We start from the raw sequence: 12,292 nt of genomic DNA on the forward strand, positions 1-12,292 counted from the left end.
GAAATGAGTGAGATTAAAGTTTCTGTTATTATACCTGTTTATAATGGTGGTGAAGCTTTTGAAAAATGTTTGAAGGATGTTTTAAATCAAAGTTTAAAAGAGATTGAAGTGATTTGTGTCGATGATGGATCAACAGATCAGACAAAAAATATTATTGAGAAAGCGGCATTGGAAGATGAGCGTGTAATTTATGTTTCACAAAAAAATCAGGGAGCCGCTGTTGCCAGAAATCATGGATTTAAATATGCCAAAGGAGAATATGTATCATTCTTAGATGCTGATGATTTTTATGAACCTCAAATGCTTGAAAAAGCTTATCTCAGTAGTCAGAAACATCAAGTTGATATTTGTATTTTTAAAGGAGATAAATATGATCAACAAAATCATCGTTATTTACCAATGGATTATGCATTGCGCATGAATGAAATTCCGTGTAATCCTTTTTCGTATCAGGATATTAAAGATCATGTTTTTCATTTTTGTGTAGGCTGGGCATGGGATAAACTTTATCGTCGTGAATTTATTGTTCAAGAACAGTTATCATTTCAAAATTTGCGTACATCTAATGATCTTTTCTTTGTTTTTTCTTCACTCGTTAAAGCTAACAAAATTTATGCATTAAATGAAAAATTAATTCATCATCGTGTTAATGCTTCTCCATCTCTATCAGTCACAAGAGAAAAATCATGGAATTGTTTTTATCTGGCAGCAAATGCTTTAAGAGATGAATTGATTCGCATCGGTAAATATCAGGAAGTAGAAAAATCATTTGTGAATTGGTATGTTCATTTTTGTTTTTGGAACCTGGATACGATTGAAGGTGAAGCTTATCAAAAAGTTTACCAACTACTCAGAGACAATATTTTTCCTTCTTTGAATTTAGAAAAATATCCACAAGGTTTTCTTGTGGAGTCTTATGCTAATAGAGTCAATGAAGTTTTACAAAAAGATTGTGATACATATGTTTATGAGCAATTTTTTCTGCTTAGAAAAAAATCAAAACAGAAAAATGATGATGGTGCTCAAACAGTCAAAAATTCAACAACTTATAAAGTAGGAAAAATGGTTTTGTATATTCCTCACCAAATCAAAAAAATGTTAAAAAGGAGAAATCATTAAAATGGCAAAAGTATCAATTATTGTACCAATTTATAATGTAGAGCAATATTTAGTAGAATGTATGGAAAGTATTGTTCATCAAACATTGAAAGATATAGAAATTATTTGTGTCAATGATGGATCTACTGATGGATCACTTCAGATTATTCAAGACTATGCGCAAAAGGATGACCGTATCGTTATTATTGATAAGCAAAATGAAGGATATGGAAAAGGCATGAATGATGGTTTGGATAGAGCTACAGGAGAATATGTAGGTATTGTTGAACCAGATGATTATGTGGATTTACATATGTATGAAGATTTATATCAGATTGCTCATGAGAAAGATTTAGATGTTATCAAAGCAGATTTTTATCGATTTGTGTATAAAAATAATACTTTAGTGGCAACATACAATCAATTATCAAAAGATGGCACTGGTTATAATGAAGTTGTGAATCCAAAAGAACACCCAGAAGTTTTTAAATATATATTAAATACATGGAGTGGAATTTATAAAAGAGAAATGTTAGAAAAACATCATATTCGTCATAATACAACACCTGGAGCATCTTTTCAGGATAATGGTTTTTGGTTTCAGACTTTTTGCTGGGCTGAAAGAATGTATTTTGTCAATAGACCTTATTATATGAATCGTCGTGATAATCCCAATTCATCTGTTAATAGTAAAGCAAAAGTCTATTGCATGAATGATGAATATCAATTTATTCATGATTTTTTAGATTCAAATCCACAATTAAAGGAATATTTTATTTATGAATATTCTATTAAACGTGTCAGAAATTATTTTTGGAATTATGGACGTATTGCGAAAGAATTTAGGTTGGAATATTTATATCGTCTGTCAGAAGAATTTAAAGAAGCTATGAAACTTCATGAATTCAGAGAGTCAGATTTTACAAAATTAGAGTGGCAAAAAATTACACGCATTATTGATGATCCAAAAGCTGCCTATAAGTGGATGAATACAAGTGCGCGTATTCGTAAAACAAAGAATTTTATCAAACGTCGAATCAGAAATGTTAAAAAAGTTTTACGTCAATAAGAGGAGGTTTTCACAATCATGAACAATATCAAAGTGAGTGTGGTTGTCCCTATTTATAATGCAGAAAAATATCTTGTGGAAACAATGGAAAGTATTATTCATCAATCTTTAAAATCCATTGAAATCATTTGTGTTGATGATGGTTCTACAGATGATTCTTTGACTATTTTAAAGCAGTATGAAAATCAGGATTCACGTATTATTGTTCTTCAACAAAAGAATATGTATGCAGGTGTTGCACGTAACCATGCTCTTGATATAGCTCATGGAAAATATGTTGTGTTTTGGGATGCTGATGATATTTTTGAAAAAAATGCATTGGAGTCCATGTATAAAAAATGTGAGAAAGATCAAGCGGATTTATGTGTCTGTGCAGCAAATAGATATGATACGTTAACACAAACAGTGATTAAAACTGGGACATATTTAAAGAAAGAAAAATTACCAGAACATATTCCTTTTTCAAGGAAAACACATCCACGTTACATTTTTAATTTTTCAACGAATGTTCCTTGGAACAAAATGTGGAAAAGGTCGTTTATTGAAAAATATCATTTAAGATTTCAAAATTTAAAACAAGCGAATGATACATATTTTTCAATGATGTCTTATTTTCTGGCAGAACGTATAACAATTGTTGATAAACCTTTAATTAATTATCGTATTAATAACCAACAAAGTTTAACAGGAAAAGCTTCAGAGACAGTCTTTTGCAGTTATCAGGCATACTATCAAGTCTATAAATCATTAAAAGACGAACCAGATTTTTGTAAAGAAGTGAAGCAATCTTTTGATAATCGCTTAATTAATGGGATGTTATATTCTTTAAAAACACAGACATTGATTCAGTCTTTTATGAACATTTATGCAAAATTACAACAGGATTTGATTCGAGATTTTCAAATTCCAAGTCAACTTGATCAAAGTTACTTTTATGTACCAAAAGATTATCATGATTTTAAAGATGTCATGACATTGACACCTAATCAATTTTTATTATCTCAATATCAATCAGTGAATCAGGATATTTATACACGTGGACGTAAAATTCCTTATCGCATATATTATACGCTTTATTATTCAAAGATATGGAAGGTATGTTCAAAAATAAAGGAGAAAATAAAGAAATTATAAGGAGATAGGATATTGACTTATAATTTTTTTGTTTTTTAGTAAAGTTATGATATAATGCTTGAAAGTAGGTGATAATTGTGTTGAGCTTCATAAAAATGATTTTACAGGTGATACGTCGTTTAGACTACATTATTTTATATATTTTTTATTGCATGAGGTTTCGTTTGAATAAAAAGCAGATAACATTTTTATCAGATTCTAGAGGAGATATGAGTGGAAATTTTGCATTTATAGAAAATGCTTTAGATAATACATATATTGTGAAAAAGCATTTATATGTATCCTCTTCTGTCAAACATGATAAAAAAGCCATTTGTAAAGACATAGCTATGTCAAAATATATACTTGTTGATGATTTTTATCCTTTGATTTATCCTATTCCTTTAAGAAAGCAGACGAAACTGATTCAGGTATGGCATGCTGTTGGTGCATTTAAAACTGTAGGATTTGCCAGAAAACAAAATCACGATCGTTTCTCAATGACACATAGAAATTATACTGATGCCATTGTCAGCAGTGAAAGTATACGTAAGGATTATGCGAAAGCATTTCGTATGGATATTCAAAATGTTCATAGTTATGGAATACCAAGAACAGATATATTTTTTGATTCAACATATAAAATGAAAATCAGAGAAGATCTTTATCAGAAATATCCATTATTAAAAAATAAGAAAGTGATTTTATTTGCTCCAACATTTAGAGGAAATGATATTCATCAGGGATTTTATGATTTTCAGCATATTCATTTTTCATCTCTTCAAAAAGCATTGGGAGATGAATATGTATTGATTTTAAAATTGCATCCTTATATAAAGAATAAATGTCAGGAAATTTTAGATGAACATTTTTTTATGAATTTGACTTCTCTTAGAGAAATTAATGATTTGTTATTTGTGACAGATATATTAATTACAGATTATTCATCAGTTATTTTTGAGGCATCATTATTGGACATACAAACAATCTTTTTTGCTTATGACTTAGAAGAATATATTCAACAAAGAGATTTTTTCTATCCATATGAAAATTATACTTACGGACCTGTAGTGAAAAATCAGAAAGAATTAGTGAATGCTATTTTGTCAGCTCAAGATTTTTCTGACAAAAAAAAGGAGTTTCAAAAACAGTTTATGGAAGCTTGTGACGGAAAGAGTAGTCAACGATTTGTCAATCTGCTTTTAAGGGAGGAAGAATAATGGGTATTGTTGTTAATGTTGGAATCTTTTTTCTTAATATTCTTTTTGCTTTGATGAAATGTTTGCCTGTGCAAAAGAAAATTACTTATATTTCTCGTCAGATGGATACGACACCTTTAGATTTCCAAATGCTGATTGATGAAATGAAACAGGTGAGACCTGATATTCAACATGTTGTCTTAGCAAAAATGTTAAAAAGTGGTATGAAGAATCATCTTTTCTATTGTTTTCATATGTTAAAACAAATGTACCATATTGCAACATCACAAGTTGTTATTTTAGATACCTACTGTATTCCTGTCAGTATTCTTAAACAGCGACCAGAACTTATTGTGATCCAAATCTGGCATGCTTTAGGTGCTTTCAAGAAATTTGGATACAGTATTTTAGATTGCCCTGAAGGTTCAAGTTCAAAGGTTGCACATTTGATGAGAATGCATAAGAACTATACATATGTTTTTTCAAGCAGTGAATATACAAGACCTTTTTTTGCTGAAGCATTTCATGTCAATTTATCACAGGTTAAAGTGTTTCCATTACCTAAGACTGATTTGTTAATTGATTCATCACATAAACAAGCTATTGTTGCACGTATTCAACAAAGTTATCCTCAATTATTAGATCAAAGTAAAAAAGTCATTGTTTATGCACCTACATTTAGAAAAGATGATTCTCATTTTAAGGAAGCAGTCAAAGAGTTCATTGAATATGTTGATTTTGAAAAATATCATTTTGTTTTAAAACTTCATCCATTAACGGAGTTTCATATTGATGATCCAAGAATTATTGAAGACCATCAATATACATCTTTAGAGTTTTTTCATGTTGCTGATTATATTATTACAGATTATTCAGCAGTTATTTTTGAAGCATCTTTATTAAATAAACCTATTTATTTTTATGCATTTGATTATGAAGAATATATGTCAAAAAGGAATATGTATATTGATTACCAACATGATTTACCAGGTGAGATTTATACACAACCACAGACACTTTTAGAAAATTTACACGATAAGTCAAATTATGATATTCAAGCGTTTTCTAGAAAAATGGTTGCTCCACCACAAAAAAGCTATACACGTGATATTGTTGATTTTATATTACAGCAGAAAATATAAAAGCCTTCGCGTTTTGCGAAGGTTCTTTTTATTCAATCGTAATATATTTCTTATCTTCTACTTGTTTGACATTATTCTTTGGTATAGAAATCTTTAATTCACCATTATCAAATGAAGCTTTAATATCATTTTCTGAAACGTCTCCAACATAGAAACTACGATAGCAGTTTCCACTATATCTTTCACGTCTGATAATATGACCATCATTATCTTTGGTATCATTTTGAGAATTTCTGCTGGCTTCAACTTTAAGATAACCATCTTTTAATTCCATCTTGATATCAGATTTCTGATAACCAGGTAATTCCATACTTAATTTGTATTCATTGTCTTTTTCAACGATATCAGTACGCATTGTATCAATAGAAGAACGATTCATAAAAGGATCATAAAATAAATCATTAAACATATCATTAATAGTTGGTAGGAATTTCATAATACATCGCCTCTTTCTTTCAAATTCTTTATTGGATATAAAATTCTTTCCTTGGGTTAAGGTCCTTTCCTTAACTACAACTATATTATAGTACTAATTTTAGCAGAGTCAAGTCAAGAGTGCTAAAAAAATAAAAATTTTTATCTATTTCCATTTTTCGTCATGATGAAAGTATATTGTTATTATGAAAAAGAATTGTTTTTGATGTTTTTGCTTTTCACTTTTGACGATGAGGTTCTTTTTTTCATTTTCCTTCATATATTAAGGGTATGATAGGAGGATATTATGAACAGGGGAGAAATATATTATGCAGATTTATCACCAGTTGTAGGCAGTGAACAGGGAGGATATAGACCTGTTTTGATTTTACAAAATAACAAGGGCAATAAATATTCAACTACTGTTATTATAGCGCCCATTTCATCAAAAATGACAAAAAATGATTTACCTACACATGTCATTATTGAAACACAGTTTCTTGATAAGAAGTCAGTTATTTTACTTGAACAAATACGTACAATTGATAAAAAAAGAATTGATGAACGATTAGGGACTTTATCAGATTCCTTAATGGAAAAGGTTGATCAGGCTATCAAAACAAGTTTAGACATTAAATAGGAGATATGATATAATGTTGGCAATACATTAAGGAGTGATGTGAATGAATATCCAAAAAATCAAAGAAAGAGCAAATCAAGTGCTTGAAATGAATAAAGCACAATATATACGTATTTTAATTATTCTGATTTTACTTGGGCTAATACCTGGATTATTTAATACTGGTCAGAGTAGTTTACTTTATGCAATTATCAGTCTTGTTTTCTTAACATTATCTCATGGTTATGTTGTCAGTTCATTAAAAATGGTGAGAAATCAGGCACATTTGTTATCAGATGATGATGCATTTGTAGGATTCAAAAGAATAAAAGAATTGTTTTCTACATATTTATTGAACAACATCATCATGGTTCTCATTCTTTTTGTTTCTATATTTATTATTTTTATGATTTTAGGTCTCTTTGTTTCTGAATTGGATCCTGAAATCATGTCTAACATTCTTATTTCAAGTGGTCAATATACTCAGACCATTATTCAGTTATTTCAGAAAGCTCCATCACTTATTGCTGTGATGATGCTTTGTTATCTTGTTTTACTTGTTCTTGTTTTTGTGATTTCAGCTTACATGTTTGCTGTACCATATTTATTAGAACAATATCATATGAAAAATTTACAGGCTATTAAAGAATCTTATCGTTTAATGAAAGGACATATCTGGGATTTTATCAAATTAAATCTTTCTTTTTTAGGTTGGATGATTGGTATTTTAGTGTTGCAGTTATTAATTGAAGAAGCGTTAATCTTTTTACCTATTTTTGGATCTTTAGTGGCGGCTATTGTGGCAGGACTTATTGGCATTTATACTTATGTACCAAGATATTATTTATCAAGAACTATTTTCTTTGAAGAATTAGCATATCATCGTTATGAGTATAAAAATGATTTTGGAGATGAATCTTATGTTTAATACAAGTTTTTCTAGAAGAGTCCCAACACAAGCCAAATGGATGTTTATTTTTGTGATATTGCCACTTTATATGTATTGTGGATCAATAATATTGAGTGCTTTATTTAAGTTTTTAATCTTGCATTTTCATCTTCAGGCAGATTATACACAATTAAATGCTTATTTAAATTTGGTTTTTGATTTGATTTTATTGCTTTTAGCAGGATGGCTATTAAAAGATAGCATGATTGAACAATTTAAGGATTTTAAGAAGAATATAAAGAATCATATGTTTTATGGATGTGTTGTTGGTGTTTTACTAATTTATGCCTGCCAGATTGTTGGAGGATTGCTGACTTTAGCTTTAGGAGGTAATCAAAGCAGTGAGAATCAACAGTTTATAGAATCTATCTCTACATCATATCCGGTGATTATGATTTTTGTGTCTTGTGTTTTAGCACCTATTGTTGAAGAAATGTTATTTAGAGGAATTGTCTTTGGCTGGTTATATGAATGGAATCCGAAGATGGCTCATTTGATTTCTGCTTTTATCTTTGGTTTTATTCATATTATGTCAGCTGTTATGAATGGTAATATTTCAGAATGGGTACAAATCTTTCCATATTTTCTGATGGGATTTGTATTGAGTTATTTATATGAAAAACAAAACAATATTTATGTTCCTATTTTGTCACATATGATGAATAATATGATTTCTATGTGTTTAGTTCTATTATAAAAAGAAAGAGACTGATATACATTTTGATTCATGTATATTAGCCTCTTTTTTATAATTATATAAGACAAATGATATAACCAATAGAAATCCCTAAAATCATACCACAGATGACATCACTTAAAAAATGAACAAATAAATAGATTCTCGAAACACCTGTGAGAAAAGCAAAAATATATCCAAAAATACCAATCAAAGGAAAAAAGATAAACAGGACGGTACTACAGGCAAATGATGATGCCGTATGACTGGAAGGAAATGAAGAATCATTAGGTGTAGGAACAAGTAAATGAACCTGTGGATAAAGATGACAGGGTCTTTTTCTTTTGACTAGTGTTTTGATTGTAATTTGTCCAATGAGTGCAGTTGCAATCAGAGCTGCTAACATGTGGATGGACATTGAACGTGTTGGCATAATTACATTCGTAATAAGAATAACAATGAGCCATGCAATCCCAAAATCTCCACATGAGCTAATAAATTTCATTAATTGGTTTAACCGATGGTGATGATAGAAGCGCAACATATAGAATGATACACGTTTATCATAATGCTGAATGGTCTTAAGAATCGTTTTCATTATTTGAATCTCTCCTTAAAATATAGATAATCATCTTGATTAGAGCTAATAAAATAATTTGGAAGATGAAGATATTAAAAAGTTGAACACCATCTAAGGAAAACATTTGATTATGAGATAAATAATCCTGATAAGAAGGAATGAAAGGAATTAAAGTATGTAAGCTGTCAAAGAAAACTCTAAAGCATGCTTCAATAATGGCATAGTATCCCTGAAAAATCAGACTGAGAATATGGAAGAAACCACTCTGACTTTCAAATTGAGGAATAAATGCAATATAAATCACAATACCAATAAAGATAATAAGGAATGATGTCGCAACAATATAAATGAAATTAAAGAGGATATCTATAAAAGAGAACTGTTTGTCTTCATTCTCTCTGTCATCATCTTCTTCATCTAAATCTGTATCAGCTGAGGTTTCTTTATCTTGTGAAGGCATATCTTTATTTTTAAAGTTGATTTGTTTTAAAAGTGAGGCTAATTCATCTTCTTCCTGTGGCTGTAGTTTTATGGATGATTTTTTTTGATGGCTATCATTTGCCAATGATTCGGTTTTGGTTTCAGTGGATTTGATTGTTTCTTGTGATTGTTCTTCATCTTCAAAATGAAATTGCTTTTTAGGTGATGATTGATTTAGATAAACGCTGCCATCTTTCATAAATGGTTCATTTAATTGTGATATATGATAGGCATATGTCTGATTGACAATTTGACCTAATTGAGAATCATCAGGATAATCATGTTCCCATTTTTCCTTGACCTGATTTAATTCTTCTTTAGACATATGTTCATGCATACCTAAAACAGAAGAATACATATCAACTTCATTATAACGATCAAATAGAAGAGTATTCAGAACTTCAAATGAATTATGACAGACTTTATAAGACGTTTCTTTTTCAAATGTACCAGCAGCCTTTAAATCTTCACAAAAGATAATATTCATACCTAATTGATAACTGGCTTGATTCAATGACGCAAAGGATGAAATCACTAATGTATTTTGGGCTTTGACTTGAAAATGATTGAGAATCTTTTCAAGTATTTCCGTAGAAGGTAAGGACATACTGACAGTGTCACTTCCAATGATATATTGTACTTTTTTAGTCAAATGACACATAGATAAATATTGTTGTGCATCTTTTTGACGATGTGTAGATAAAACAGCAACAGGTATATTTTTTTGATGCAGACATTCTAGAAGTTCTAAAAAGCCTTCTTTAGGTTTTAGACCTTTATAAGTTAAATACTGCATCATTTCTCTTTCTACTTTAGCATTAAAAAGACCTTCACTCAATATTTTTTGGATAGGAGTGTCTTTATACATATCATACATATTAGAGAGATGCTGATAAAAATCATCTAATGAATAATTAAGTTTGTGGCTTTCACAATAATGATGTGTATAATTATATCTGTATCTATTGAGGTCAAAAATAGTTCCGTCAAGAGGAATAATAGCTAATTGAATATCTTGAAGAGATTGATTAGACATATTGACCACCACCTTATGTGTAACATTATATCAAATATTATATAAATATTCCATTTAAATATCTTGATTTTTTTGAGAGTTTAGTGTATTATATATTCGTTAATCACCTCTCCGTAGCTCAGCTGGCAGAGCATCTGACTCTTAATCAGAGGGTCCACGGTTCGATCCCGTGCGGGGAGACCATTTGATAAGTTATCGAAAAGTATTGATTGAATCGATATTTTTCGATTTTTTTTATGCTTTTATAATAAAAGAAATGAAATCTGTGAAGACAGATGAATGGAAGATATGCTTCTTACAACTTGTGGTTGTCAAAAGTGATTTAACATAAAATTAACTGAAACTTTAATGAAGATTGATATAACAAATGAGTAATTTTGTTAAACTGTTAATAGCTATTGTGAATCTTGTGTCAGTTCTTTACTTATACACAATAGCTGAAATCAAGGTATACCTTATTTCAAACAAATTCTCACTATCTCATGTTGTCAAAAACCGATCTCTTAACACACAAGACAACGAATAAGAAATCAGATATTTTTCTGATTTTTTATTTTATCTTGTTTACAAGATATCAAAAGAGGTTTAAACTAATAGTTAGCGATATTTAACTTTAAGAAAGAGGGATTTTATGAAAATATTAGGTAATGATGAATGTTGGTGTGGAAGTCATAAGAAATATAAAAAATGTCATGAAAAGTTTGATGAGAGATTGCGTTATTTAAAAAAACAGGGATACGTCATTCCAAAACGTTCCATGATAAAAAATGAGAAACAAATTGAGGGGATTAGACAGGCAGCTGTTATCAATAATGGATTGCTAGATTATATAGAAGACAATATCTGTGCGGGAATGACAACAGAACAAATTGATCAGATGACAGTAGAATATTTAAAAGCTCATGATGCGACTTCGGCTGATTTGCATTATGAAGGTTATCCAAAAAGTATTTGTACATCAGTTAATGATGAAGTTTGTCATGGTATTCCAAGTCCTCAGGTTGTTTTGAAAGATGGAGATATTATTAATGTTGATGCAACATCATGTTATCAGGGTTATTATGCTGATGCATCGCGTATGTTCATGATTGGTGAAGTCAGTGATGAAGCCAAAAGACTTGTGGAAGTGACGCGTGAGTGTCTTTATAAAGCGATTGAGACGATTCGTCCATTCAAAAGTACAATCAGCGATATTGGAAGAGCCATTGAAACACATGCTCATCAAAATGGGTATAGTGTTGTGAGAGAGTTTTGTGGGCATGGGGTTGGTTTATCAATGCATGAAGATCCTTATGTTTTACATTTCGACCCACATTATCCAACGACACTTCTGGTACCTGGTATGGTGATTACGATTGAACCTATGATTAATGTGGGAGAGCGTTTTATACATATTGCTCCTAATGGATGGACAGTGTATACCGATGATGGATCATTGTCAGCACAGTGGGAACACACGCTTTTGATTACTGATACAGGTGTTGAAATCATTTCAATGTAGTATCAAAAAAACACCTCTGATTAGGGGCGTTTTGATTTCATTATATTTTTCTTTTTGAATTTTTTAAGATCGTTCATAAACTGATTATATTCATATATATCAATCTGTTTGTTGGCGATCACTTTTTTTATAGTTTGTTCATGTCCTGCCATAAATACATCAATATCTTTAAGGGCATCAGGAGCCATCTTTTTTAAATATTTTAAGAGTTGATCAAATAAATCATCGTTCATGAATATACCATATTCAGTACAATGTTTGACATCAATGATATTGATGATATTTCTTGCGAAAAGTTCTCTATCCATCATTTCATCTCCCAACATTTATATTATAAAAGAATTGCGGATGTAAGTAAATTGATTTTTATAACTGATTCATGTCCTGATGTTTCTTTTCTTTTTTTGAAATTTTCC

General features: G+C 29.9%; 13 protein-coding genes and 1 tRNA gene. 10 read left to right on the top strand and 4 right to left on the bottom strand.

What is annotated here, in order from left to right; all coding sequences use genetic code 11:
• Window positions 1-3 precede the first annotated feature (3 nt).
• The 5 genes from ACZYT4_RS04105 to ACZYT4_RS04125 all read left to right on the top strand — a co-directional run bounded on the left by ACZYT4_RS04105 (window position 4) and on the right by ACZYT4_RS04125 (window position 5,621).
• Entirely contained in the window at window positions 4-1,119 is a 1,116-nt protein-coding gene (locus tag ACZYT4_RS04105; protein WP_463782634.1) for a glycosyltransferase family 2 protein, read from the top strand.
• Window position 1,120: 1 nt separating this feature from the next.
• Entirely contained in the window at window positions 1,121-2,167 is a 1,047-nt protein-coding gene (locus ACZYT4_RS04110) for a glycosyltransferase (protein ID WP_463782638.1), read from the top strand.
• A gap of 18 nt (window positions 2,168-2,185) precedes the next feature.
• The gene (locus tag ACZYT4_RS04115) at window positions 2,186-3,301 is read left to right on the top strand and encodes a glycosyltransferase family 2 protein (RefSeq protein ID WP_463782641.1); all 1,116 of its coding nucleotides are present in this window, start codon (window positions 2,186-2,188) and stop codon (window positions 3,299-3,301) included.
• Window positions 3,302-3,465: 164 nt separating this feature from the next.
• A complete protein-coding gene (locus ACZYT4_RS04120) occupies window positions 3,466-4,500 on the top strand; it encodes a CDP-glycerol glycerophosphotransferase family protein (RefSeq protein ID WP_463782645.1) in 1,035 nt (344 codons plus the stop codon).
• Entirely contained in the window at window positions 4,500-5,621 is a 1,122-nt protein-coding gene (locus ACZYT4_RS04125; RefSeq protein ID WP_463782647.1) for a CDP-glycerol glycerophosphotransferase family protein, read from the top strand. The genes ACZYT4_RS04120 and ACZYT4_RS04125 overlap by 1 nt, the downstream gene beginning before the upstream one ends.
• A 28-nt stretch (window positions 5,622-5,649) precedes the next feature.
• Here ACZYT4_RS04125 and ACZYT4_RS04130 read toward each other — a convergent pair whose 3' ends face one another.
• Entirely contained in the window at window positions 5,650-6,057 is a 408-nt protein-coding gene (locus ACZYT4_RS04130; protein WP_463782651.1) for an Hsp20/alpha crystallin family protein, read from the bottom strand.
• 285 nt (window positions 6,058-6,342) lie between these two features.
• Here ACZYT4_RS04130 and ACZYT4_RS04135 point away from each other — a divergent pair, with 285 nt between their 5' ends.
• Genes ACZYT4_RS04135 through ACZYT4_RS04145 form a run of 3 tightly spaced genes read left to right on the top strand, consistent with a single transcriptional unit; the run spans window position 6,343 to window position 8,300 of the window.
• Window positions 6,343-6,675, top strand: coding sequence for a type II toxin-antitoxin system PemK/MazF family toxin (locus ACZYT4_RS04135; RefSeq protein ID WP_463782653.1), 333 nt, complete (start codon window positions 6,343-6,345; stop codon window positions 6,673-6,675).
• 43 nt (window positions 6,676-6,718) lie between these two features.
• Window positions 6,719-7,582 (top strand): DUF975 family protein, encoded by an 864-nt coding sequence (locus ACZYT4_RS04140; protein WP_463782656.1) that lies wholly within the window; start codon window positions 6,719-6,721, stop codon window positions 7,580-7,582.
• Window positions 7,575-8,300: a CPBP family intramembrane glutamic endopeptidase gene (locus ACZYT4_RS04145; RefSeq protein ID WP_463782659.1), complete on the top strand. Its 726-nt coding sequence runs from the start codon at window positions 7,575-7,577 to the stop codon at window positions 8,298-8,300. Before ACZYT4_RS04140 ends, ACZYT4_RS04145 begins: the two co-directional genes overlap by 8 nt.
• A gap of 55 nt (window positions 8,301-8,355) precedes the next feature.
• Here the strand turns inward: ACZYT4_RS04145 and ACZYT4_RS04150 are convergent, their stop codons facing one another.
• A complete protein-coding gene (locus ACZYT4_RS04150) occupies window positions 8,356-8,877 on the bottom strand; it encodes a phosphatase PAP2 family protein (protein WP_463782661.1) in 522 nt (173 codons plus the stop codon).
• Window positions 8,861-10,375 carry an HAD hydrolase-like protein gene (locus tag ACZYT4_RS04155; protein WP_463782663.1) on the bottom strand — a complete coding sequence of 505 codons (1,515 nt, stop codon included), beginning with the start codon at window positions 10,373-10,375 and terminating at the stop codon, window positions 8,861-8,863. The genes ACZYT4_RS04150 and ACZYT4_RS04155 overlap by 17 nt, the downstream gene beginning before the upstream one ends.
• A 107-nt stretch (window positions 10,376-10,482) precedes the next feature.
• On the opposite strand from ACZYT4_RS04155, the gene ACZYT4_RS04160 reads away from it, so the two are divergent.
• Window positions 10,483-10,558: transfer RNA gene (locus tag ACZYT4_RS04160), tRNA-Lys, on the top strand.
• A gap of 448 nt (window positions 10,559-11,006) precedes the next feature.
• A complete protein-coding gene (locus ACZYT4_RS04165; RefSeq protein ID WP_463782666.1) occupies window positions 11,007-11,876 on the top strand; it encodes a methionyl aminopeptidase in 870 nt (289 codons plus the stop codon).
• 20 nt (window positions 11,877-11,896) lie between these two features.
• On the opposite strand, the gene ACZYT4_RS04170 is transcribed toward ACZYT4_RS04165, so the two are convergent.
• The gene (locus tag ACZYT4_RS04170; protein ID WP_463782667.1) at window positions 11,897-12,184 is read right to left on the bottom strand and encodes a hypothetical protein; all 288 of its coding nucleotides are present in this window, start codon (window positions 12,182-12,184) and stop codon (window positions 11,897-11,899) included.
• Window positions 12,185-12,292 lie beyond the last annotated feature (108 nt).

The organism is Massilimicrobiota sp. mt181 (assembly GCF_055420065.1).

What these genes read in the sequence shown, in the direction of transcription:
- ACZYT4_RS04105 (WP_463782634.1), top strand. Translation starts at nt 4, where the DNA reads ATGAGTGAGATTAAAGTTTCTGTTATTATACCTGTTTATAATGGTGGT.
- ACZYT4_RS04110 (WP_463782638.1), top strand. Translation starts at nt 1,121, where the DNA reads ATGGCAAAAGTATCAATTATTGTACCAATTTATAATGTAGAGCAATAT.
- ACZYT4_RS04115 (WP_463782641.1), top strand. Translation starts at nt 2,186, where the DNA reads ATGAACAATATCAAAGTGAGTGTGGTTGTCCCTATTTATAATGCAGAA.
- ACZYT4_RS04125 (WP_463782647.1), top strand. Translation starts at nt 4,500, where the DNA reads ATGGGTATTGTTGTTAATGTTGGAATCTTTTTTCTTAATATTCTTTTT.
- ACZYT4_RS04130 (WP_463782651.1), bottom strand. Translation starts at nt 6,057, where the DNA reads ATGAAATTCCTACCAACTATTAATGATATGTTTAATGATTTATTTTAT.
- ACZYT4_RS04135 (WP_463782653.1), top strand. Translation starts at nt 6,343, where the DNA reads ATGAACAGGGGAGAAATATATTATGCAGATTTATCACCAGTTGTAGGC.
- ACZYT4_RS04140 (WP_463782656.1), top strand. Translation starts at nt 6,719, where the DNA reads ATGAATATCCAAAAAATCAAAGAAAGAGCAAATCAAGTGCTTGAAATG.
- ACZYT4_RS04145 (WP_463782659.1), top strand. Translation starts at nt 7,575, where the DNA reads ATGTTTAATACAAGTTTTTCTAGAAGAGTCCCAACACAAGCCAAATGG.
- ACZYT4_RS04150 (WP_463782661.1), bottom strand. Translation starts at nt 8,877, where the DNA reads ATGAAAACGATTCTTAAGACCATTCAGCATTATGATAAACGTGTATCA.
- ACZYT4_RS04155 (WP_463782663.1), bottom strand. Translation starts at nt 10,375, where the DNA reads ATGTCTAATCAATCTCTTCAAGATATTCAATTAGCTATTATTCCTCTT.
- ACZYT4_RS04165 (WP_463782666.1), top strand. Translation starts at nt 11,007, where the DNA reads ATGAAAATATTAGGTAATGATGAATGTTGGTGTGGAAGTCATAAGAAA.
- ACZYT4_RS04170 (WP_463782667.1), bottom strand. Translation starts at nt 12,184, where the DNA reads ATGGATAGAGAACTTTTCGCAAGAAATATCATCAATATCATTGATGTC.